The 25,359-nt window shown below is 72.8% G+C and carries 2 protein-coding genes; both read left to right on the top strand.

The window, feature by feature from the left end; genetic code table 11:
* Window positions 1-5 precede the first annotated feature (5 nt).
* Window positions 6-20,207 (top strand): type I polyketide synthase, encoded by a 20,202-nt coding sequence (locus ACWC5C_RS05310; RefSeq protein ID WP_450873856.1) that lies wholly within the window; start codon window positions 6-8, stop codon window positions 20,205-20,207.
* 73 nt (window positions 20,208-20,280) lie between these two features.
* Entirely contained in the window at window positions 20,281-25,230 is a 4,950-nt protein-coding gene (locus ACWC5C_RS05305) for a type I polyketide synthase (protein WP_450873854.1), read from the top strand.
* Window positions 25,231-25,359 lie beyond the last annotated feature (129 nt).

The raw sequence follows: 25,359 nt of genomic DNA, 5'->3' as shown, positions 1-25,359 counted from the left end.
GGACGATGACAACCCCCAACGACAAACTCGTTGACGCGCTGCGGGCCTCGCTGAAGGAAACCGAGCGGCTGCGCAAGCAGAACCAGCAGCTCACCGACGCGTCGCGCGAACCGATCGCGATCGTCGGCATGAGCTGCCGGTTCCCCGGCGACGTCGGCAGCCCCGAGGAGCTGTGGCAGCTCGTCGCGGGCGGCCAGGACGCCATCTCGGGCTTCCCGGCCGACCGTGGCTGGGACATGGAGGCGCTGTACGACCCGGACCCGGAGCGCGCGGGCACCTTCTACGCCCGTGGCGGCGGCTTCCTGTACGACGCGGACCAGTTCGACGCCGGTTTCTTCGGCATCTCGCCGAGGGAAGCCCTGGCGATGGATCCGCAGCAGCGGTTGCTGCTGGAGACGTCGTGGGAGGCGTTCGAGCGGGCCGGGATCGACCCGGCGACGATGCGGGGCTCGCGTACCGGTGTGTTCGTCGGCGCCTCCACGCAGGCGTACGGGGCGGGCGGGTACGACCTGCCGGAGGGCGTCGAGGGGCATCTGCTGACCGGCACCGCCGCCAGCGTCGCGTCCGGGCGGCTCTCGTACACCCTGGGCCTGGAGGGCCCGGCGGCCACCATCGACACCGCCTGCTCGTCCTCCTCGGTCGCGCTGCACCTGGCGGTCCAGGCGCTGCGGCAGAGCGAATGCTCGCTGGCCCTGGCGGCGGGTGTGACTGTGCTGTCCTCCCCGGATGTGTTCGTGGAGTTCAGCCGTCAGCGCGGGTTGTCCGCCGACGGCCGGTGCAAGTCCTTCGCGGCGTCGGCGGACGGCACCGGCTGGTCCGAGGGCGTCGGCGTGCTGCTGGTGGAGCGGTTGTCAGACGCGCGGCGCAACGGTCACCCGGTGCTGGCCGTGGTGCGGGGTTCGGCGGTCAACCAGGACGGTGCGAGCAATGGTCTGACGGCGCCGAACGGTCCGTCGCAGCGGCGTGTCATCCGGCAGGCCCTGGAGAACGCCCGCCTCACCGCCGCCGATGTGGACGCCGTGGAAGCACACGGCACGGGTACGACGCTGGGCGACCCGATCGAGGCGCAGGCGCTGCTCGCCACGTACGGGCAGGAGCGGCCGGAGGGCCAGCCGCTGTGGCTCGGCTCGCTGAAGTCGAACATCGGCCACACCCAGAACGTCGCCGGGATCGGTGGCGTCATCAAGATGGTCATGGCGATGCGCCACGGCGTGCTGCCGCAGACCCTGCACGTGGACGAGCCGACGCCGCACGTCGACTGGTCGGCGGGTGAGGTGTCGCTGCTCACGGAGGCGAGGGAGTGGCCGGAGACGGACGGCCGCCCGCGCCGCGCGGGTATCTCGTCGTTCGGTGTCAGTGGCACCAACGTCCACACCATCATCGAGCAGGCGCCCGCGTCCGAACCGGCCACGGCGTCGCCGACTGTGGCCCCCGCCGTGCTGCCGTGGGTGTTGTCCGGACGTGGCGCCGCCGCCCTGCGTGCCCAGGCCGAGCACCTGGCCGCGCATGTGCGGGCCCATCCCGACCTGCGCCCGCTCGACCTCGGCCACTCGCTCGCCACCACCCGCTCGGCCTTCGAGCACCGCGCGGTGGTCGTCGCCGCCGACCGCGACGGCTTCCGGGCCGGAATCGACGCCCTGGTGGCGGACGGGACCACCCCGGGGCTGGTGCAGGGGTCGCCGGTGCCGGGGAAGGTGGCGTTCCTGTTCACGGGGCAGGGCAGTCAGCGGCTGGGCATGGGGCGTGAGCTGTACGACGCGTACCCGGTGTTCGCGGAGGCGCTGGACGCGGTGTGCGCGGCGCTGGACGCGCATCTGGAACGGCCGCTGAAGAGTGTGCTGTTCGGGGATGACGCGGCGGCTCTGGATCAGACGGGGTTCACTCAGCCTGCGTTGTTCGCGGTTGAGGTGGCGTTGTTCCGGCTGGTCGAGGCGTGGGGTGTGAAGCCGGACTTCTTGTCCGGGCATTCGATTGGTGAGTTGGCTGCCGCGCATGTGGCGGGGGTGTTGTCGCTTGCGGATGCGTGCCGGTTGGTGGCGGCGCGTGGTCGGTTGATGCAGGGGCTTCCGGCTGGTGGCGCGATGGTCGCCGTGCAGGCTTCGGAGGATGAGGTTCTGCCGCTGGTCGGTGGTGGTGTGAGCATTGCCGCCCTCAACGGGCCGTCGTCTGTGGTCATCGCGGGTGACGACGAGGCTGTGGCTGAGGTCGCTGCCTCGTTTGAGGCGCAGGGTCGTAAGACCAAGCGGCTGACGGTCAGCCACGCGTTCCACTCGCCGCGCATGGACGGGATGCTGGACGCGTTCCGGGAGGTCGCGCAGGGGCTGTCGTACGAGGCGCCGCGCATCCCCATCGTGTCCAACCTGACCGGTGGCGTGGTGTCCGCCGAGGAGATCGCGACCGCCGATTTCTGGGTGCGGCATGTCCGGGAGGCGGTCCGCTTCCTCGACGGCGTGCGCACGCTGGAGGACCGTAACGTCACGACGTTCATCGAGCTGGGCCCGGACGGTGTGCTCAGCGCGATGGCGCAGGAGTGCGTGACCGGCGAGGACGCGGCGTTCATCGCCGCGCTGCGCAAGGACCGGCCCGAGGCCGAGGCGCTGACCACCGCCGTGGCACGGGCGCATGTGCGTGGCGTGACGGTCGACTGGACCGCGTTCTACGCGGGCACCGGCGCGGAGCGGATCGAGCTGCCGACGTACGCCTTCCAGCGCCGCCGGTACTGGCTTGAGGCCCCTCCGGAGACAGCGGCCTCGGGAGCCCCGGCCGTGAACGTGATCGAAGGACGCTTCTGGGAGGCGGTGGAACGCGGCGACTGGGAAGCACTCGCGGGCGAACTGCGGGTCGCGGGCGACCAGCCGCTGAGCGCGGTGCTGCCCGCCCTGTCCTCGTGGCGCCGTGAACAGCAGGAGCTGTCCACCGTCGACGGTCGTCTCTACAACGTCGTCTGGAAGCCCCAGTCCCGTGAGCGGGGTGGGTCGTCGAAGACGGCCGCGCTGACGGGCACCTGGCTGCTGGCGGTTCCGGCCGGTCGTGGGGACGATCCCTGGGTTGCCGCCGTGGCCGATGACCTGGTGCGGCGTGGTGTGCGTGTCCTACGCGTCGAGCTGGACGTGGCGGACACCGATCCCCAGACCCTCGCAACGCGCCTCGCGTCGGCGGCCGCCGATGGTCCGGTGGCCGGTGTCCTGTCGCTGCTGGGACTGGACGAGCGCCCGCACCCGGAGCATCCGGCGGTGCCGCTCGGTATTGCGCTGACCGGTGCGCTGGTCGAAGCGCTGGAAGAGCGGGACGGCTATGGATCGGCGCGGGTGTGGTGTGCGACCCGGGGCGCGGTCTCGACCGGTGGTGCGGACCGGCTCGACAGCCTGACGCAGGCGCAGCTGTGGGGCTTCGGCCGGGCTCTGGGGCTGGGGTGGCCCGAGCGCTGGGGTGGTCTGGTCGATCTGCCGGAGTCGCTGGACGGGCGTGCGCTGGACCGGCTCGCGGGTGTGCTCACCGGAGTGAGCGGCGAGGACCAGGTGGCGATCCGCGCCGCCGGGGTGTTCGTACGGCGTGCGGTGCGGGCTCCGCGCGACGCGGCCGCCGCGTCCGTCGCGTCCGCCGAGCCGTGGACGCCGCGTGGCACCGTGCTGGTGACCGGCGGTACGGGTGCGCTGGGGCGGCATGTGGCCCGTTGGCTGGCCCAGCATGGCGCGGAGCGGCTGGTGTTGCTCAGCCGTCGTGGCCCGGACGCGCCGGGCGCGTCCGAGATCGTGGCCGAACTGTCCGGTCCCGACACCGCCGTGTCCGTCGAGGCGTGCGATGTGGCCGACCGTGCAGCGCTAGAGGCGCTGGTGGGGCGGCTTGCGGCGGACGGTACGCCGGTGCGGGCCGTGGTGCACGCGGCCGGTGTCTCCCAGGAGCCCGGTACGGACAGCGACTTGTCGGAGCTGGCCCGTGTCCTGGAGGCGAAGACGGCCGGGGCGATCCACCTCGACAGCATCTTCGACGAGTCGTCCGACCCCCTGGACGCCTTCGTCCTCTTCTCCTCCATCTCCGGTATCTGGGGCAGTGGCGGCCAGGGCGCGTACTCGGCCGGTAACGCGTTCCTGGACGCGCTGGCCGAGCGGCGCCGGGCGCGTGGCCTGCCCGCGACCGCCGTGGCCTGGGGCCCGTGGGCGGACGGCGGTATGGCCGCCGAGGGCGACGCCGAGGAGCAGCTGCGCCGCCGTGGCCTGCGGGTGATGGCGCCGGAGCTGAACCTGGTGGCGCTCCAGCGGGCGCTGTCCCGCCCGGAGGCCGTCGTGACGGTGGCGGATGTCGACTGGGAGCTGTTCCTGTCGACGTTCACCGCTGTCCGGCCGAGCCCGTTGCTGGCCGAGCTGGCGCCGGTGCCGGACGTGCCCGTTGGGGGTTCTGGCGGGCGTGGCGAGGGCGTTGCCGAGTCGGCTTCCGCGCTGGCCGGGCGGCTGCTCGGACTGCCCGAGGCGGAGCGCAAGCGCGCGCTGCTGGATCTGGTGCGGACGCATGTCGCGGGCGTGCTGGGCCACGCGGATGTGGCGGAGGTCGGCGCCGAGCGGGCGTTCCGGGAGATCGGTTTCGACTCGCTGACCGCCGTGGAGCTGCGCAACGGTCTGAACGCTGCCACTGAGCTGCGGCTTCCCGCCACGCTCATCTACGACTACCCGACGCCGACCGCCCTTGCCGACCATTTGTTCAGCGAGCTGCTGACCGGGGACGTGGCCGGTGCCGATGGCCCGGCGGTGGCCGGGACCGTGGTGGCCGATGACGAACCGATCGCGATCGTGGCGATGAGCTGCCGGTTCCCGGGTGGTGTGGAGACCCCCGAGGAGCTGTGGCAGCTGCTCATGTCCGGTACGGACGCGGTCTCGGGCATGCCCACGGACCGGGGCTGGGATCTGGACGCGCTGTACGACCCGGACCCGGATCAGCCGGGCACCTCGTACGCCCGTGACGGCGGATTCCTGCATGACGCCGCCGAGTTCGACCCGACCTTCTTCGGGATCTCGCCGCGTGAGGCGCTTGCCATGGATCCGCAGCAGCGGCTGCTGCTGGAGACGTCGTGGGAGGCGTTCGAGCGGGCCGGGATCGACCCGGCGACGCTGCGCGGTTCGACGGCCGGTGTCTTCGTCGGCACCAATGGCCAGGACTATCTGTCGGTGCTGTTGGCCGGTGAGCAGGACGGCATCGACGGCCATGTGGGTACGGGCAACGCGGCCAGCGTGATATCGGGCCGACTGGCGTACACCTTCGGCCTGGAGGGTCCGGCCCTCACCATCGACACGGCGTGCTCGTCGTCGCTGGTCGCCCTGCACACGGCGGTCCAGGCGCTGCGGGCCGGTGAGTGCTCCATGGCGCTGGCCGGTGGTGTGACCGTGATGTCCACCCCTGGCGCGTTCATCGAGTTCAGCCGTCAGCGCGGGCTGGCGCAGGACGGCCGGGTCAAGGCGTTCGCGGCGGGTGCGGATGGCACGGGGTGGGGTGAGGGCGTCGGCATGCTGCTGGTGGAGCGGCTGTCGGACGCGCGCCGCAACGGTCACCCGGTGCTCGCGGTGGTGCGCGGTACGGCGGTGAACCAGGATGGCGCGTCGAACGGTCTGACGGCGCCCAACGGCCCGTCGCAGCAGCGGGTGATCCGTGCGGCGCTGGCCAACGGGGGTCTGTCGGCCGGTGATGTGGACGTGGTGGAGGCGCACGGTACGGGGACGGCCCTGGGCGACCCGATCGAGGCGCAGGCGCTGCTCGCCACGTACGGCCAAGACCGGCCGGAGGGGCAGCCGCTGTGGCTGGGGTCGGTGAAGTCGAACCTCGGCCATACGCAGGCGGCTGCGGGCGTTGCCGGTGTGATGAAGGTCGTGCTGGCGATGCGGCACGGTGTGTTGCCGCAGACCCTGCATGTGGATGAGCCGTCGCCGCACGTGGACTGGTCGGCGGGCGACATCGAGCTGCTGGCCGAGCCCCGGCCGTGGCCGGAGACCGGTCAGCCGCGCCGTGCGGGCGTCTCGTCGTTCGGCTTCAGCGGCACCAACGCACATGCGGTGCTGGAGCAGGCGCCGATTGTTGTCGAGGACGAGGCGCCGCGCGAGGCCACGACTCCCGGTGCGACGCCGTGGGTCCTGTCGGCGAAGACCGCCGACGCGCTGCGCGCGCAGGCCGTACGGCTCCGTTCGCACCTGGACGAGCACCCGGAGATCACTCCGGGCGAACTCGGCTACTCCCTCGCCACCACACGCGCCACGCTGGACCACCGTGCGGTCGTGGTCGGCGACGACCGTGCCGCCGCTCTTGACGCCTTGGCGCGTGGCGAGGCGGCGGCCGGGCTCGTCGAGGGCTCGGTGGCCGGTGGCCGGGTGGCGTTCCTGTTCACGGGGCAGGGGAGCCAGCGGCTGGGGATGGGGCGTGAGCTGTACGACGTCTATCCGGTGTTCGCGGATGCGCTCGATGAGGTGTGTGCGCATCTGGACGGTCATCTGGAACGGCCGCTGCGGGATGTGCTGTTCGGGGCCGATGCCGCTGTACTGGACCGGACCGGTTTCACCCAGCCCGCGCTGTTCGCGGTGGAGGTGGCGCTGTTCCGGCTGGTGGAGGCGTGGGGGCTGACGCCGGACTTCTTGTCGGGGCACTCCATTGGCGAGCTGGCTGCCGCGCATGTGGCGGGTGTGCTCTCGCTTGCGGATGCTTCGAAGTTGGTGGCGGCTCGTGGGCGGTTGATGCAGGAGCTTCCGGCTGGTGGCGCGATGGTCGCCGTCCAGGCTTCGGAAGAGGAAGTTCTGCCGCTGCTCGGTGGTGGTGTGAGCATTGCCGCCCTCAACGGGCCGTCGTCTGTGGTCATCGCAGGTGACGACGACGCTGTGGTTGAGGTCGCGGCATCGTTTGAGGCGCAGGGTCGTAAGACGAAGCGGCTGACGGTGAGCCATGCGTTCCACTCGCCGCGTATGGACGGGATGCTGGACGCGTTCCGGGAGGTGGCCGAGGGGCTGACGTACGAGGCTCCGCGCATCCCGATCGTGTCCAACCTGACCGGTGGTCTGGTCTCCGGCGACGAGATCGCGTCTGCCGACTTCTGGGTGCGGCATGTCCGGGAGGCGGTGCGGTTCCTCGATGGCGTCCGGACGCTCGAAGCGCAGGGCGTGACGACGTTTGTCGAGCTGGGTCCGGACGGTGTGCTCAGCGCGATGGCGCAGGAGTGCGTGACCGGCGATGACGTTGCCTTCACGTCCGTCTGCCGCAAGGACCGGCCCGAGGCCGAGGCGCTGACGTACGCCCTCGCGCGGGCGCACGTCCGTGGCGTGACGGTGGACTGGACCGCCTACTACGCCGGTAGGGGCGTGACGAGGGTCGAGCTGCCGACGTACGCCTTCCAGCGGCAGCGCTACTGGCCCAAGGTGTCGTCGCTGTTCTTCGGCGATGTGGCCGCCGTGGGCCTGGGCGAGGCGGGGCATCCGCTGCTCGCGGCCACCGCCGAGCTGCCGGACTCGGACGGGTTGCTGTTCACCGGCCGTCTGGCGCTCTCCACCCATCCGTGGCTGGCCGAGCACACCATCTTGGACACGGTTCTGCTGCCGGGCACGGCGCTGGTGGAGCTGGCCGTCCGGGCGGGTGACCAGGTGGGATGTGACCATCTGGAAGAGCTGACACTCGAAGTGCCGTTGGCCCTGCCCGAGCAGGGCGGCGTACAGCTGCGGCTCGCGGTCGGCGCCGCCGACGACGCGGGGCGGCGTTCGTTGTCGTTGCACTCCCGCCAGGAGGGTCTGCCGGTCGAGGAGCCGTGGACCCGGCATGCCAGTGGTGTGCTCTCGCCCGGTGATCGGACCGAGGCGTCCTTCGAGTTGAGCGCGTGGCCTCCGGCGGATGCCACCGAGATCGACCTCGACGGGCGCTACGAAGGCCTGCTGGACATCGGTTTCGCGTATGGGCCGGTGTTCCAGGGGCTGCGCAGGGCGTGGCAGCGCGATGGTGAGATCTTCGCCGAGGTGACGCTGCCCGAGGACGCGGCGGAGGAGGCGGGCCGGTTCGGTCTGCATCCGGCGTTGCTGGATTCGGCTCTGCACGCCGTGGGGCTCGCGGGGCTGGGCAACACCGATGGTGAGGGGCGGCTGCCGTTCGCGTGGAACGGGGTGTCCCTGTACGCCAGCGGTGCTTCGGCGCTGCGGGTGCGGTTGGCGCCCACGGGCGGCGACGGGGTGCGGCTGGAGATCGCGGACACGGCCGGGGTTCCGGTGGCCTCGGTGGAGGCGCTGCGGCTGCGTCCGGTGTCGGCCGAGCAGCTGCGGAGTGCGCGTACGGAACATCACGAGTCGCTGTTCCGCCTGGAGTGGACGGAACTCGCTGGTGTGGCCGGTACGGAGGGCGGCGGCCGGTGGGCCGTGCTGGGCTCCGACGACCTCGCGCGCGACGTGGCGGGCGCGGGCCTCGACGTCGCGGCGTACGCCGACCTCGCGGAGCTGACGGCGGCGATCGATTCCGGTGCGGCGCTGCCGGAGTGCGTAGTGGTGCACCTGACATCGGACGGTGCGGCACTTGACCGCCCGGGTGCGGCAGATCAAGCCCGTCCGGCGTTTGAGGACCGGGGTCTTGGGGCGGAGCCCCAAGTTGAGGGAAGGGGCGGGGTGGGGCAAGACCCCTCGCCCGCCACCACGGCGCACGAGGCGACCACCCAGGCGCTGGCGCTGGTGCAGCAGTGGCTGGCCGACGACCGCTTCACGGACTCACAGCTGGTCCTGCTGACGTCGGGCGCGCTGGCCACCGAGGCCGGTGAGCCGGTGGCGGACCTGGCGGGCGCCACAGTGCGGGGTCTGCTGCGTACGGCGCAGTCCGAGAACCCGGACCGCATCGTGCTCATCGACGTCGACGGCGGTCAGGATTCGCTTGCCGCGTTGCCTGCGGCGGTGGAGAGCGGCGAGCCCGACATCGCCGTACGGCAGGGCGCGCTGAAGATTCCCCGGCTCGCCCGCGCCACGTCAGGGGCCGACAGCCGCGCCCCGGAGTGGGATCCGGACGGCACGGTGCTGGTCACCGGTGCCGGTGGCTCGCTGGGCGGTCTGTTCGCCCGGCGTCTGGTGGCCGAGCACGGCGTACGGCACCTCCTGCTGGTGAGCCGACGTGGCGAGGCCGCGCCCGGCGCCGCCGAGCTGACCGCCGAACTGGCCGACGCGGGCGCTCAGGTGCGCTGGGCGGCGTGTGATGTGGCGGACCGTGGCGCGCTGGCGGAGGTGCTGGCCGGGATTCCGGCTGAGCATCCGCTGACCGGCGTGGTGCACACGGCGGGTGTGCTGGACGACGGTGTGATCGGCTCGCTGACGCCGGAGCGGCTGGCGGGGGTCCTGCGGCCGAAGGTGGACGCGGCCTGGAACCTGCACGAGCTGACCCAGGACCTGGACCTGACGGCGTTCGTGCTGTTCTCGTCGGTGGCCGCGGTGTTCGGCAGCCCGGGGCAGGGCAACTACGCCGCCGCCAACGCCTTCCTGGACGCACTGGCGCAGCACCGTGCGGCGCGTGGCCTGCCCGGCACCGCCCTGGCGTGGGGCCTGTGGGCCGGTGGCGGGATGGGCGACACGCTCGACGAGGCCGACATCGCCCGGATGCGGCGGGCCGGACTTCCCCCGCTGCCGGTGGCGGAGGGCCTAGCGCTGTTCCACACCGCGCTGTCCGTGGGCGAGGCGCACCTGGTGCCGATGCGCGTCGACCTCCCGGGGCTGCGTACGCAGGCCGCTGCGGGTGCCATCTCGCCGCTGCTGCGCGGTCTGGTGCGCGTACCGGCGCGGCGTGCGGTGGAGGCCGCCGCCGGGGCGGTCGAGTCGGACCTGACGCGGCGGCTCGCGGGGCTGTCGGAGCCGGAACAGGAGCGGTTGCTGCTGGACCTGGTCCGTGGGCAGGTGGCGACGGTGCTCGGGTACGCGGGCGCGGAGACCATCGGGTCGGCGCGGGCGTTCAAGGAGCTGGGCTTCGACTCGTTGACCGCCGTTGAGCTGCGGAATCAGCTCAACACGGTGACCGGGCTGCGGCTGCCCGCCACCCTGGTCTTCGACTACCCGGACCCGATGGTCCTCGCTCGCCATCTGCGGACCGAGTTGGTGGGCGACCAGCTGGACGAGGGCGTGGCGGGCCCTGTGCCGACCGTGGCCGTCGCCGACGACGACGCGATCGCCATCGTCGGCATGAGCTGCCGCTACCCGGGCGGAGTCACGACCCCCGAGGAGCTGTGGCAGCTCGTCACGGGTTCCGTGGACGCCATCTCCGACTTCCCGGCCGACCGTGGCTGGGACCTGGACGGGCTGCGGAGCGACGATTCCGGCAACGCGCGCACCAGCGCCACGGGCCAGGGAGGTTTCCTCCACGACGCGGCCGAGTTCGACCCGGACTTCTTCGGGATCTCGCCGCGTGAGGCCATGGCCATGGATCCGCAGCAGCGGCTGCTGCTGGAGACGTCGTGGGAGGCGTTCGAGCGGGCCGGGATCGACCCGGCGACGGCGCGCGGCAGTCGGACCGGTGTGTTCGCGGGCGTCATGTACCACGACTATCTGTCCCGGCTGAACGCGGTTCCCGACGGGCTCGAAGGCTATCTGGGCACCGGCTCCGCGGGCAGTGTCGCCTCGGGGCGGGTGGCGTACACCTTCGGGCTTGAGGGCCCGGCGGTCACGATCGACACAGCGTGTTCGTCGTCGCTGGTGGCGCTGCACATGGCCGCGCAGGCGCTGCGCAACGGCGAGTGCACGATGGCGCTGGCCGGTGGTGTGACCGTCATGGCCACCCCGGAGACGTTCATCGACTTCAGCCGCCAGGGCGGTCTGTCGACCAGTGGCCGCTGCAAGTCCTTCGCGGCCTCGGCGGACGGTACGGGCTGGGCCGAGGGCGCGGGCATGCTGCTCGTGGAGCGGCTGTCGGACGCGCGCCGCAAGGGCCACCGGGTGCTGGCGGTCGTGCGGGGTTCCGCCATCAACCAGGACGGTGCGAGCAATGGTCTGACGGCGCCGAACGGCCCGTCCCAGCAGCGCGTCATCCGCGACGCGCTCACCAGCGCCCGGCTCACCACCGCCGATGTCGATGTGGTCGAGGCGCACGGTACGGGGACGACGCTGGGCGACCCGATCGAGGCGCAGGCGCTGCTGGCCACGTACGGCCGTGAGCGGCCGGAGGGGCAGCCGCTGTGGCTGGGGTCGTTGAAGTCGAACATCGGCCACGCGCAGGCGGCGGCCGGTGTCGCGGGCGTCATCAAGATGATCATGGCGATGCGCCACGGGGTGCTGCCGCGAACGCTCCACCTGGACGAGCCCACCCCGCACGTGGACTGGGCGTCGGGCGACGTCGAGTTGCTGGCCGACGCCCGGCCGTGGCCGGAACTCGGCCGACCGCGCCGGGCGGCCGTGTCGTCCTTCGGCGTGAGCGGCACGAACGCGCACACCATCCTGGAGCAGCCCCCGGCTCTCGATTCTGCCCAGATCTCTGATGTGGCGCTGCCGACGGTGCCGTGGGTGCTCTCGGGCAAGACCGAGGCCGCGCTGCGCGGCCAGGCGGAACGGCTCCTGGCCCACCTCGGCACCCACCCCGACCTGGACGCCACGGATGTCGGCTACGCGCTGGCGACCGGCCGGGCGGCGCTGGAGCGGCGCGCGGTGGTCGTCGGTGAGGACCGGGACGCTCTTGACGCCCTGGCGCGTGGCGAGTCGGCCCCCGGCCTGGTCGAAGGCCAGGTATCCGAGGGCAAGGTGGCGTTCCTGTTCACGGGCCAGGGCAGCCAGCGGCTGGGGATGGGCCGTGAGCTGTACGACGCCTACCCGGTCTTCGCGGAGGCGCTGGACGCGGTGTGCGGTGAGCTGGACCGGCACCTTGAACGGCCGCTGCGGGGCCTCCTGTTCGGGGACGATGCCTCGGCGCTCGACCGGACCGGGTACACCCAGCCCGCGCTGTTCGCGGTGGAGGTGGCGCTGTTCCGGCTGGTCGAGGCGTGGGGTGTGCGGCCCGACTTCTTGTCCGGACACTCGATCGGTGAGTTGGCTGCCGCGCATGTGTCGGGTGTGCTGTCGCTGGCGGACGCTTCGAAGTTGGTGGCGGCGCGTGGTCGGTTGATGCAGGAGCTTCCGGCCGGTGGCGCGATGATCGCCGTCCAGGCTTCGGAAGAGGAAGTTCTGCCGCTGCTCGGTGGTGGTGTGAGCATTGCCGCCCTCAATGGCCCCACTTCGGTGGTCATCGCGGGTGACGACGAGGCTGTGGCTGAGGTCGCTTCCGGTTTCGAGGCGCAGGGTCGTAAGACCAAGCGGCTCACCGTGAGCCATGCGTTCCACTCGCCGCGTATGGACGGCATGTTGGACGCGTTCCGGGAGGTGGCGCAGGGGCTGACGTACGAAGCCCCGCGCATCCCGATCGTGTCCAACCTGACCGGGGATGTCGTCTCCGCCGAGGAGATCACCAGCCCGGACTTCTGGGTGCGGCACGTCCGCGAGGCCGTTCGCTTCCTCGATGGTGTCCGGACGCTCGAAGCGCAGGGCGTGACCACGTACGTCGAGCTGGGCCCGGACGGTGTGCTCACCGCCATGGCGCAGGAGTGCGTCACCGGTGCCGACGCGGCGTTCGTGACCGCGCTGCGTAAGGGCCGTGCCGAGCCCGAGTCGCTGACCGGTGCGGTGGCCGCGCTGCACACCCGGGGTGTCGCCCTGGACTGGCGGGCCTTCTTCGCCGGTACGGGCGCCGCGCAGGTCGACCTGCCGACGTACGCCTTCCAGCGGCAGCGCTTCTGGGTGGAGGACCCGGAGGAGGTCCGCGAGGCCGTCGCGGCGAGGGATTCCGTGGACGCGCGGTTCTGGGAGGCCGTGGAGCGCGAGGATCTGACCGCGCTCGCCGGGACGCTCCAGTCCGAGGACGCGGACGAGCTGTCCTCGCTGGGCGCCGTCCTGCCGATGCTGTCCTCGTGGCGGCGCCGCCAGGGCGAGCGGTCCACCGTGGACGCCTGGCGCTACCAGGTGACGTGGAAGCCGGTGACGCCGACCCGTGGCGCGGGGACGCTGAGCGGCCGGTGGCTGGTCGTCGCCCCGGCGGGTGTGAACGATGACGTCTGGGCCGAGGGTGTCGTACGGACGCTGTCCGCGCGTGGCGCCGAGCCCCAGCGGATCGAGCTGGCCGCCGAGGACCGTGCGGGCATGGTCGAGGGGCTGCGCGCGGCGGTCGCGGAGGGCCCGGTGGCGGGTGTGTTCGCGCTGCCGTCCGTCGCCACGGGCGCCGAAGGGCTGCTCCGTACGGCCGCGCTGACGCAGGCGCTGGTCGACCTGGGCGTGGCCGCGCCGCTGTGGGTGGCCACGCGTGGCGCGGTCTCCACCGGCCGGTCCGACGGCCCGGTGGACCCGCGGCAGGCACGGGTCTGGGGCCTGGGCCGGGTCGCCGCCCTGGAACTGGCCGAGCGGTGGGGCGGTCTGGTCGATCTGCCGGAGACGGCGGACGACCGGGCGCTGTCCCGGCTGGCCGGGGTGCTGACCGGCGCCGAGGGCGAGGACCAGGTGGCGGTACGCGCCTCCGGTGTCTTCGGCCGTCGCCTGACCCGCGCCGCCGCCACGCGCGGCGGCGGTGACTGGCGGCCGGGCGCGGGGTCCGTGCTGGTCACCGGCGGTACGGGCGCGCTGGGCGCGCACGTGGCCCGTTGGCTGGTCGACAAGGGCGCCGCGCACGTGGTGCTCACCAGCCGCCGTGGCCTCGACGCCCCCGGCGCGGCCGAGCTGCGGGACGAACTCGCGGCCTCGGGCGCCCGGATCACCGTCGCGGCCTGCGACGCCGCCGACCGTGACGCGCTGGCCGCCCTGGTGGCCGGACTCCCGGACGAGCTGCCGCTGACGGCCGTCATCCACGCGGCCGGTGTGCTCGACGATGGCGTACTGGAGTCGCTGACCCCCGAGCGCTTCGACACCGTGCTGCGCGCGAAGGCCGACGCCGCCGCCAATCTGCACGAGCTGACGCGGGACCTGGACCTCACGGCCTTCGTCCTCTTCTCCTCGTTCTCCGGTTCCATGGGCGCCGCTGGCCAGGCCAACTACGCCGCCGCGAACGCCTTCCTGGACGCGCTCGCCGAGCGCCGCCGGGCCGAGGGCCTGCCCGCCACGTCCATCGCCTGGGGCCCGTGGGCCGAGGGCGGGATGGCGGCGGACGACGCGCTGGAGCAGCGCATGCGCCGCGCCGGTGTGCCGCCGATGGCGGCGGACCTGGCCATCGCAGCGCTGCAGCGCGCCCTGGACCTGGACGAGACCGCGGTGACGGTCGCGGACATCGACTGGGAGCGGCTGGCCCCCGGCTTCGCCGCGTCCCGGCCGAGCCCGCTGCTGCGGGATCTGCCGGAGGCGCGTACGGCGATGGAGGCCGTGGCAGGTCGTACCGCTGGTGCGGACGAGTCCTCGCTCGCGCAGCGGCTCGCGGGTGTTCCGGCGGCGGAGCGCGAAAGCGTGCTGCTCGACCTGGTGCGTTCCGCCGTGGCGGACGTACTCGGCCACGCCGACGCGGAGGCGGTGGAGGCGAGCCGGGCGTTCAGCGAGCTGGGCTTCGACTCGCTCACCGCCGTCGAGCTGCGCAACCGGCTGAACACCGTGACCGGGCTGCGGCTGCCGCCGACCCTGGTCTACGACTACCCGACGTCCTCGGCGCTCGCCGACCACCTCCGTACGGAGTTCCTGGGCGACGAGAGCGAGGCCGAAGCCACCACCCCTGTGGGCGTCGTGGTCGATGACGATCCGATCGCCATCGTGGGCATGAGCTGCCGCTTCCCGGGCGGGGTGGACTCGCCCGAGGAGCTGTGGCGGCTGCTGTCCTCCGGGCAGGACGCCATCTCCGGCTTCCCGGGAGACCGTGGCTGGGACGTCGAGTCGCTGTACGACCCGGAGCCCGGCGCCGAGTACACCACCTACGTCCGCGACGGCGGATTCCTGGCGGACGCCGGGGAGTTCGACGCGGCGTTCTTCGGGATCTCGCCGCGTGAGGCGGTGGCGATGGATCCGCAGCAGCGGTTGCTGCTGGAGACGTCGTGGGAGGCCTTTGAGCGCGCCGGGATCGACCCGACGACGCTGCGCGGCCAGCAGGTCGGCGTGTTCGCCGGTACGAACGGCCAGGACTACATGTCCCTCGTCCTCCACTCGCCGGACGGCGGCGACGGGTTCCTGGGCACGGGCAACGCGGCCAGTGTGATGTCGGGTCGGGTGTCGTACGCGCTGGGTCTTGAGGGTCCGGCCGTCACCGTCGACACCGCGTGCTCGTCGTCGCTGGTGGCGCTGCACTGGGCGATTCAGGCGCTGCGGGCGGGGGAGTGCTCGCTTGCTCTGGCCGGTGGTGTGACGGTGATGTCGACGCCGGGTTCGTTCGTGGACTTCAGCCGTCAGCGTGGGCTGGCTGCGGATGGGCGTATCAAGGCCTTCGCGGCGGGTGCGGATGGCACCGGCTGGGGCGAGGGCGTGGGCATGCTGCTCGTGGAGCGGCTGTCTGATGCGCGGCGTCATGGCCACGAGGTGCTGGCTGTGGTGCGGGGTTCTGCCATCAACCAGGACGGTGCGTCGAATGGTCTGACGGCGCCGAACGGTCCGTCGCAGCAGCGGGTCATCCGGCAGGCGCTGGCCGGTGCGGGGCTTTCGGCCGCCGAGGTTGACGCCGTCGAGGCGCACGGCACCGGTACGACGCTGGGCGACCCGATCGAGGCGCAGGCCTTGCTGGCCACCTACGGCCAGGACCGGGACGCGGACCTGCCTCTGCTGCTCGGCTCCATCAAGTCCAACATCGGCCACACGCAGGCGGCTGCCGGTGTGGCGGGCGTGATGAAGATGGTGCTGGCGCTGCAACACGGTGTGCTGCCGCAGACGCTGCACGTGGACGAGCCGACGCCGCACGTCGACTGGTCCGCCGGGGAGTTGGAGCTGCTGACGGAGGCGCGCGAGTGGCCGGAGACCGGCCGTCCGCGCCGGGCGGCGGTGTCGGCGTTCGGCATCAGCGGTACGAACGCGCACACCGTGCTGGAGCAGGCCCCGGCCCCGGAGGCCGCCCCGGCCGCCGCTCCTGCGGTGGAGCTGCCGACGGTGCCGTGGGTGCTGTCGGGCAAGTCCCGGGACGCCGTACGCGGTCAGGCCGAACGGCTGCTGGCCCACCTCGGCGGCGACGCCGCACCCATCGATGTGGCCTATTCGCTGGCCACCACCCGCACCGCCATGGACCACCGGGCCGTGCTCACCGCTGACAGCGGGGATGCGCTGCTCGCCGGTCTCGCGGCGCTGGCGCGTGGCGAGTCCGAGGTGCCGGGCCTGGTCGAGGGCTCGGTGGCGGGCGGCAAGGTGGCGTTCCTGTTCACGGGCCAGGGCAGCCAGCGGCTCGGGATGGGCCGTGAGCTGTACGAGACCTACCCGGTGTTCGCGGACGCGCTGGACGAGGTGTGCGCACACCTGGACGCGCATCTCGAACGGCCGCTGCGGGATGTCCTGTTCGGCGAGGACGCCACCGCGCTGGATCAGACCGGCTTCACCCAGCCCGCGCTGTTCGCCATCGAGGTGGCGCTGTTCCGGCTGGTCGAGGCGTGGGGTCTGAAGGCGGACTTCCTGTCCGGCCACTCCATCGGCGAGCTGGCCGCCGCGCATGTGGCGGGTGTGTTGTCGCTGGAGGACGCTTCGAAGTTGGTGGCGGCGCGTGGTCGGTTGATGCAGGAGCTGCCCGCCGGTGGCGCGATGATCGCCGTCCAGGCCTCCGAGGACGAGGTGCTGCCGCTGCTCACCGAGCGCGTCAGCATCGCTGCCCTCAACGGGCCCACGTCGGTGGTCGTCGCGGGCGACGAGGACGACGCCGTGCAGATCGCGGCGTTCTTCGAGGCCCAGGGCCGTAAGACCAAGCGGCTCACGGTCAGCCACGCGTTCCACTCGCCGCGTATGGACGGCATGTTGGACGCGTTCCGGGAGGTCGCGCAGGGGCTGACGTACGAGGCTCCGAGCATCCCGATCGTGTCCAACCTGACGGGCGAGGTGGTGTCCGCCGAGGAGATCACCAGCCCCGGCTTCTGGGTGCGGCATGTTCGTGAGGCCGTTCGCTTCCTCGACGGTGTGCGTGCTCTGGAGGCTCAGGGTGTGACCACGTACGTCGAGCTGGGTCCGGACGGTGTGCTCACCGCCATGGCCCAGGAGTGCGTGACCGGCGATGACGACGCCGCGTTCGTCTCCGTCTGCCGCAAGGACCGGCCCGAGGCCGAGGCGCTGACGAGCACCCTCGCGCGGCTCTACGTCCGTGGCCCGGCCCCGGACTGGGAGGCGTACTTCGCGGGGACGGGCGCGCGGAAGGTCGGGCTGCCGACGTACGCGTTCCAGCGCAGCCGCTACTGGGTCGACGCCCTGCTGGGCCTGGACGAGGTGACCTCGGCCGGGCTCGGCTCGGCCGGTCACCCGCTGCTGGGCGCTGCGGTGGAACTGCCCGACGCGGACGCGTACCTCTTCTCCGGGCGGCTCTCGCTCGCGTCGCACTCCTGGCTGGCGGACCACACGGTGGCCGATACGGCCGTGCTGCCCGGCTCCGCGTTCGTGGAGCTGGCGGTGCGCGCCGGGGACCAGGTGGGCTGTGCGCTGCTGGAGGAGCTGGCCCTTGAGGAGCCGCTGATCCTGCCGGAGCGCGGCGGGGTTCAGCTGCGGGTGTCGGTCGGCGAGCCGGATGGCGAGGGCCGCCGCCCGCTGGCGGTGTACTCGCGCCCGGAGGGTGCGGAGCAGGACCAGCCGTGGACGCGGCACGCCGGTGGCGTTCTCGCCCCGGCCGGGGTGCGGACGGCGGGCGTCGGCGAGTTCGCCGTATGGCCGCCCGCCGACGCGGAGCCGGTGGACACCGCCGCGCTGTACGCGGACATGGGGCGCGCCGGGCTGCTGCACGGCCCGGCGTTCCAGAGCCTGCGCCACGTATGGCGGCGCGGCGAGGAGCTGTACGCGGAGGTCCGTATCGGCGAGGAGCGGCAGGCGGACGCCGCCCGCTTCGCCCTGCACCCGGCCCTGCTGGACGGTGCGCTCCAGCCGCTCGGGCTGACCGTGGACAGGGCCATGGTGGCGGCCACATGGCGCGGGCTGAGCCTGTACGCGGTGGGCGCCGAGGTGCTGCGCGTGCGGCTCTCCCCGGTGGCGGACGCGGCGGACGGCACGGTGTCGCTGGTGGCTGTCGATGAGGCGGGTGCGCTCGTCGCGTCGGTGGACGCGCTGTCCGTCGAACCGCTCGACGCGGACCGGATCGCCGGAGCGGCGGCGGCGTCCGGGCGCCAGGACACGCTGTTCCGGGTGGACTGGGCTCCGGTGGCGGCGCCTTCAGACGGCAGGTCGACAAGCTTCGCCGTCGTCGGCGGCGACGACCTCAAGCTGAGCGTCGGCCTGGACGCGGCCGGGCACACCGCCACCGTCCACGACGACCTCGCGGCGCTGGACATGGCCGTCATGGTCGACGGGACGGCGCCGGACACGGTCCTCGTCCCCTTCCTGGCCGACGGTGGCGATCTCGTCGCGGACACGCACGCGGCCACCCACCGGGCCCTGGGCCTGGTCCAGGAGTGGCTGAACGGCGGCAGGCCCGGCAGCGCCCGTCTGGTGCTGGTCACGCGGGGCGCGGTCGCCTCGGCCGGGGACACCGAGGTCACGGACCTGGTGAACGCGCCCGTGTGGGGGCTGCTGCGGTCCGCCCAGACGGAGAATCCGGGGCAGTTCGTCCTCCTCGACGTCGACGGCGAGGTGTCGTACCCGGCGATCGCGGCGGCGCTGGACTCGGGCGAGCCCGAACTCGCGCTGCGCGCGGGCGCGGCGTACGCACCGCGCCTGGCCCGGGTCGAGGCCCCGGCCACCGAACCCGACACCGGGATCGACCCCGAGGGCACCGTCCTGATCACCGGCGCCACCGGCGGTCTGGGCAGGCTGGTGGCCCGCCATCTGGCCACCGCGCACGGCGCCCGCCATCTGCTGCTGACCAGCCGGAGCGGCCCCGCCGCCGAGGGAATGGCCGAACTGACCTCCGAACTCGCCGAGTTGGGTGCTCAGGCCACCGTCGTCGCCTGCGACGCGGCCGACCGGGAGGCGCTGTCGGCCCTGCTGGCCGGGATTCCTGCCGACCGTCCGCTGACGGCCGTGGTGCACACGGCGGGTGTCCTCGACGACGGTGTCATCGACATGCTGACGCCGGAGCGGATCGACCGCGTACTGCGGCCGAAGGTCGACGCGGCGGTCAACCTGCACGAGCTGACCCGCGATCTGGACCTGTCCGCTTTCGTGCTCTTCTCGGCCGCCGCCGGGACGATCGGCGGCCCGGGCCAGGGCGGTTACGCGGCGGCGAACGTGTTCCTCGACGCGCTCGCCGGACACCGCCGCGCCACCGGCCAGCCCGCGCAGTCCCTCGTGTGGGGCATGTGGGCCGAGGAGCGGGGCATGGGCGGCAGGCTCGGCGCGGCCGACCTGAAGCGCGCCGCGCGCGGCGGTGTGCTGCCGCTGTCCGCCGATGAGGGCCTGGCCCTGTTCGACGCGGCCCGCGCGGTGCCCGACGCGCCGGTACTCGTCCCCGTACGGCTCGACCTGGCCGCGCTGCGCGGCGCCGCCTCCGCCGGGGAGCTGCTGCCGCTCTACCGTGGCCTGGTGCGCACCCCGGTGCGCCGCGCCGCCGACAGTGGCGGCCCGGCCGTGCCCGAAAACGCTGCTGAGGCGGAGACCCTGGCACAGCGGCTGGCGCGGCAGTCGGAGGCCCAGCAGGAGCGCACCGTGCTCGACCTGGTGCGCCGCACGGTGGCCGCCGTGCTGGGCTACGCGTCGAAGGAGCAGGTGGGCGCCGAGCAGGCGTTCAAGGAGCTGGGCTTCGACTCGCTGACGGCCGTGGAGCTGCGGAACCGGCTGAACGCGGCCACCGGGCTGAAGCTGACGGCGACGCTGGTGTACGACCACCCGACGCCGGTGGCGCTCGCGCGCCATCTGCGTCACGAGGTGGCGCCGGAGGCCACGGACGCCGGAATGTCCATCACGGAGGAGCTGGAGCGGCTGGAGAACAGCCTGTCCTCGCTGGCGCCGGAGGATCTGGCGGCGGTCGCGGCGGACGAGGCCGCACACGCCAACATCACGGTGCGTCTGCAGACGCTGCTGGCGAAGTGGCACGACGTGCGCCGCACCGGGGACGACGACGGGGCGGACGCCGAGGCGGACGCGTTCGAAGAGGTCAGCGATGACGAACTCTTCGACTTCATCGACAAGAGGTTCGGCAACGGCTGAAACGGCTGAACGCGAACGGCACCCACTCCCGGCCCCCCGACGATCCAGAGCACTTGCGAATAGGTGAACGTCCATGGCGACAGCGAACGAAGCCAAGCTCCGCGAATATCTGAAGAAGGTCACCACCGATCTCACCGCCGCCCACCGGCGGCTGCGGGAAGTCGACGACCAGGCCCATGAGCCGATCGCCATCGTGGGCATGAGCTGCCGCTTCCCCGGTGGTGTCGGCACCCCCGAGGAGCTGTGGCAGCTCATGGCCTCCGGTGGCGAGGCGCAGACGGAGTTCCCGGACGACCGTGGCTGGGACCTGCAGAGCCTCTTCGACCCGGACCCGGACACCCCGGACACCACCTACACCCGCGAGGGCGGTTTCCTCGGGGACGCCACCCGGTTCGACGCCTCGTTCTTCGGGATCTCGCCGCGTGAGGCCCTTGCCATGGATCCGCAGCAGCGGTTGCTGCTGGAGACGTCGTGGGAGGTGTTCGAGCGGGCGGGCATCGACCCGGCCACTCTGCGCGGCAGCCGTACCGGTGTGTTCGCGGGCATGAACGCCTCCGACTATCTGACGGTGGCGCTCGATGCCGAGGACGACTTCGGCGGACACCTCGGCACCGGCAACGCGAGCAGTGTCGTCTCCGGGCGGCTGAGCTACGCCTTCGGCCTGGAGGGCCCGGCCGTCACCGTGGACACGGCCTGCTCCGCGTCCCTGGTGGCGCTGCACCTGGCCGTGCAGTCGCTGCGGCTGGACGAGTGCTCGCTGGCGCTCGCGAGCGGCGTCCATGTGATGTCCACGCCGGGCCTGTTCATCGAGTTCAGCCGTCAGCGCGGGCTGTCCCAGGACGGCCGCTGCAAGGCGTTCTCGGCCGACGCGGACGGCTTCGGACCGGCCGAGGGCGTGGGCGTCCTGCTGCTGGAGCGGCTGTCGGACGCGCGTCGCAACGGCCATGAGGTGCTGGCCGTCGTACGCGGCTCCGCCGTCAACCAGGACGGCGCGTCGAATGGTCTGACGGCGCCCAACGGCCCGTCCCAGCGGCGCGTTATCCAGCAGGCGCTGGCCAACGCGCGGCTGTCCGGCGCCGATGTGGACGTGGTCGAGGCGCACGGCACGGGGACGTCGCTGGGCGACCCGATCGAGGCGCAGGCGCTCCTCGCCACCTACGGCACGGACCGCCCCGAGGAACTGCCCCTGCTGCTGGGGTCGGTGAAGTCCAACATCGGCCACACCCAGGGCGCGGCGGGCATCGCGGGCGTGATGAAGATGGTGCTGGCCATGCGGCACGGCCTGGTGCCGGAGTCGCTGCACATCGCCGAGCCGTCCCCGCACATCGACTGGTCGTCGGGCGCGGTGTCGCTGGTCACCTCGGCCACACCGTGGCCCGAGACGGGCCGCCCGCGCCGCGCGGCCATCTCCTCGTTCGGCTTCAGCGGCACCAACGCCCACACCATCGTCGAGCAGGCGCCCGCCGAGGAGCGGGAGCCCGCCGAACTGGTGTCGAAGCAGCCCGGCGTGGTGCCGTGGGTGGTGTCCGGCAAGAGCGAGGCGGCGCTGCGCGCCCAGGCCCGGCGGCTGCTGGACCGCTTCCAGGACGAACCGGCGCTGCGCCCGGTGGACGTGGGCCTGTCGCTGGCCACGACCCGTGCCGCGCTGGACGTACGCGGTGTCGTCCAGGGCCGGGACCGCGAGGAGCTGGTGGCCGGGCTGACCGCGCTCGCCGACGGCGGCATGGCGGCGGGCGTCGAGCGGGGCTCGGTCGTCGCAGGTCAGACGGCATTCGTCTTCCCGGGGCAGGGGTCCCAGTGGGTGCGGATGGGCGTGGGGCTGATGGACGCCTCGCCGGTGTTCGCCGCCCGTATCGAGGAGTGCGCGGCGGCGCTCGCGGAGTTCACCGACTGGTCGTTGGTGGATGTGCTGCGCGGGGTGGACGGCGCGCCGTCGCTGGACCGGGTGGACGTGGTCCAGCCGGTGCTGTTCGCGGTGATGGTGTCGCTGGCCGAGCTGTGGCGTTCGCTCGGCGTCGAGCCGTCCGCCGTGGTCGGCCACTCGCAGGGCGAGATCGCGGCCGCGTGTGTGGCCGGGATCCTGTCGCTCAAGGACGCGGCCCGTGTGGTGGCGTTGCGCAGCCAGGCGATTGGCCGCGTGCTGGCGGGTCGGGGCGGCATGGTGTCCGTTGCGCTGCCGGTGTCGGACGTACGGGAGCGGATCGCGCCGTGGGGCGAGGAGCGCATCTCGGTGGCGGCCGTCAACGGCCCCTCGGCCGTGGTGGTTTCGGGCGAACCGGCCGCGCTGGATGAGTTGCTGGCGTCCTGCGAGGCGGACGAGGTCCGGGCGCGCCGGGTGCCGGTGGATTACGCGTCGCACTCCGCGCAGGTGGAGCTGTTGCGCGATGAGCTGCTGGAACTGCTCGCCCCGGTCCAGCCCAAGACCGCCCGGGTGCCGTTCCTGTCGACCGTGACGGGGGAGTGGGTCGAGGGTCCGGAGCTGGACGCCACGTACTGGTTCACCAACCTGCGCCGCACGGTCGAGCTGGAGGGCGCGGTCCGGCGGCTGCTGGACGAGGGCTTCGGCGTGTTCATCGAGTCCAGCGCCCACCCGGTGCTGACCATGGGCGTGCAGGACACCGCCGAGGACGCCGGGCTGGACGCGGCCGCGATCGGTTCGCTGCGCCGCGACGAGGGCGGTCTCGACCGCTTCTGGGCGTCGGTCGGTGAGGCGTGGTCGCGTGGCGTGGCCGTGGACTGGCACGCGGTGTTCGACGGCACGGGAGCCCGCCGCATCGAACTGCCCACGTACGCCTTCCAGCAGCAGCGCTACTGGCCCGAGGCCGGGCCGGGGCGCGTGGCGGGGGAGACCCGGCACGACGCCGTGGAGGCGAAGTTCTGGGCGGCGGTGGAGGCCGAGGACTGGCAGACGCTGGCCGCCGAGCTGACCGTCGACGGCGACCAGCCGATGAGCGCCGTCCTGCCCGCCCTCGCCTCGTGGCGCAAGCAGGCGCGCGAGCAGTCCACCGTGGACGGCTGGCGGTACCGCGTGACATGGCAGCCGCTCACCGAGGCGCGGTCCGCGCGCCCGGACGGCAGCTGGCTCGTCGTCGCGGCCAGCACCGACGACGCGTGGACGGCCGCCGTGACCGGCGCGCTCACCGGACGCGGCGCCGACGTACGGCAGATCGTGGTGGACCCCGGCACGGACGGCCGCGAGGAGTTGGCCGAGCGGCTTCGTACCGCGCACGCCGAAGCCGAGGGTGGCTTCACCGGCGTACTGTCGCTGCTCGCGCCCGCCGAGGACGGACACTCTGAGTACGGCATCGCCGCCCAGCTCGCGTTGATCCAGGCGCTCGGCGACGCCGGAATCGGTGCGCCGCTGTGGTGCCTGACGTGCGGCGCGGTGTCCATCGGCGGCGCCGACCGGCCGGAGAGCCCCGAACAGGCCCTCGTCTGGGGCCTGGGCCGGGTGGCCGCGCTGGAACACCTGGAGCGCTGGGGCGGTCTGGTCGACCTGCCCCAGGCACCCGACGAGCAGGCCCTGGGCCGCCTCATGGGAGTTCTCGCCGCCGGGCACGACGAGGACCAGGTGGCGATCCGGGAGGCGGGCGTCTTCGGGCCGCGCCTGGTGCGCGCCCCGCTCGCCGCCACGTCCCCCCTGCGGTCCTGGAAGCCGTCCGGCACCACGCTGGTCACCGGCGGTACGGGACGGCTCGGCGCGGAGGTGGCCCGCTGGCTGGCCCGCAACGGCGCCGAACACCTGGTGCTGGCGAGCCGCCGGGGCGCGGACGCCCCCGGCGCGGTGGAGCTGGAGGCCGAACTGACCGGCCTCGGCGCCAAGGTCACCGTCGCCGCCTGCGATGTGACCGACCGCGCGGCGCTCGCCGAAACCCTCGCGGCCATCCCCGCCGACCAGCCGCTGACGGCCGTCATGCACACCGCCGCGGTCATCGAGGACGGTGTGATCGAGGGGCTGACCCCGGATCAGGCGACACGTGTCCTGCGGCTCAAGGTGGACGCCACGCGCCAGCTGCACGAGCTGACGAAGGACCTGGACCTGAGCGCGTTCGTGCTGTTCTCGCACTTCTCCGCGACGTTCGGCGCACCGGGCCAGGGCAACCAGGCGCCGGGCAGCGCGTTCCTGCACAGCTTCGCCGAGCAGCGCCGCGCGGACGGGCTGCCCGCCACCACCGTGTCCTGGGGCCCGTGGGGCGACGGCGGCACGGTGGACGGCGCCACCGGCGACCGGATGCGCCGCCACGGCATCAACGAGATGGCGCCGCTGTCCGCCACCGCCGCGCTCCAGCACGCCCTGGACCGGGACGAGACGGCGCTGACCGTCATCGCCATGGACTGGCGCCGCTTCACCCTCGCCTTCACCGCCGACCGGCCGCGCCCGCTGCTGGACGCGCTGCCCGAGGCGCGCGAGGTGGCCGAGGAGATGCGGGCCGACGCCGCCGACGAGGCCGCCGCCGGGAACGCGCTGGCCGGTCGGCTCGCCACGCTGCCGGAGACCGAACGGGAGCGGGTGCTGCTGGAGTTGGTGCGCAGCGCGGTCGCCGCCGTACTGGGACACTCCGGGGCCGAGGCGATCGAGGCGGGCCGGGCGTTCAAGGAGCTGGGCTTCGACTCGCTCACCGCGGTCGAATTCCGCAACCGGCTGGGCGCGGCCAGCGGGCTCAAGCTGCCGCCGACGCTGATCTTCGACCACCCGACCCCGGCGGCCGTGGCGGCCCTTATGCGGGCCGAGATCGTGCCCGACGCGGTGGCCACCGGCGCCCCGGTGCTCGAAGAACTCGACAAGCTGGAGACGGTGCTCTCCGGCAGCGCCCCCGACAACATCACCCGGGCGCGCATCACCATGCGGCTCCAGTCGCTGCTGGCGAAGTGGAACGAGTCCGACGACACGGCCGCCCCGGCCGAGCCCGCGGCGGCCCCGTCCGAGGCCCTCGCCCAGGGCGCGACCGAGGCCGATCAGCTTCAGTCGGCCAGCGACGAAGAGCTGTTCGCATTTATCAACAAGGGCCTCGGAAGGGCGTGACGGGAATTCTGCTATTGACGTCGTTCTCGATGTCGGACAGGATTTTCCCCACCCTTGAATAGGCTTCTCTAATACCGGACTCCCCTATCGATTCCCCGGGTCACCAGGGGGTCATAGGGGTTGTCCGGA

Source organism: Streptomyces sp. NPDC001700, assembly GCF_053596435.1.
Note: the sequence above shows the minus strand (reverse complement) of the source record. Positions and strands in the feature narration are given on the sequence as shown.

What these genes read in the sequence shown, in the direction of transcription:
- ACWC5C_RS05310 (WP_450873856.1), top strand. Translation starts at nt 6, where the DNA reads ATGACAACCCCCAACGACAAACTCGTTGACGCGCTGCGGGCCTCGCTG.
- ACWC5C_RS05305 (WP_450873854.1), top strand. Translation starts at nt 20,281, where the DNA reads ATGGCGACAGCGAACGAAGCCAAGCTCCGCGAATATCTGAAGAAGGTC.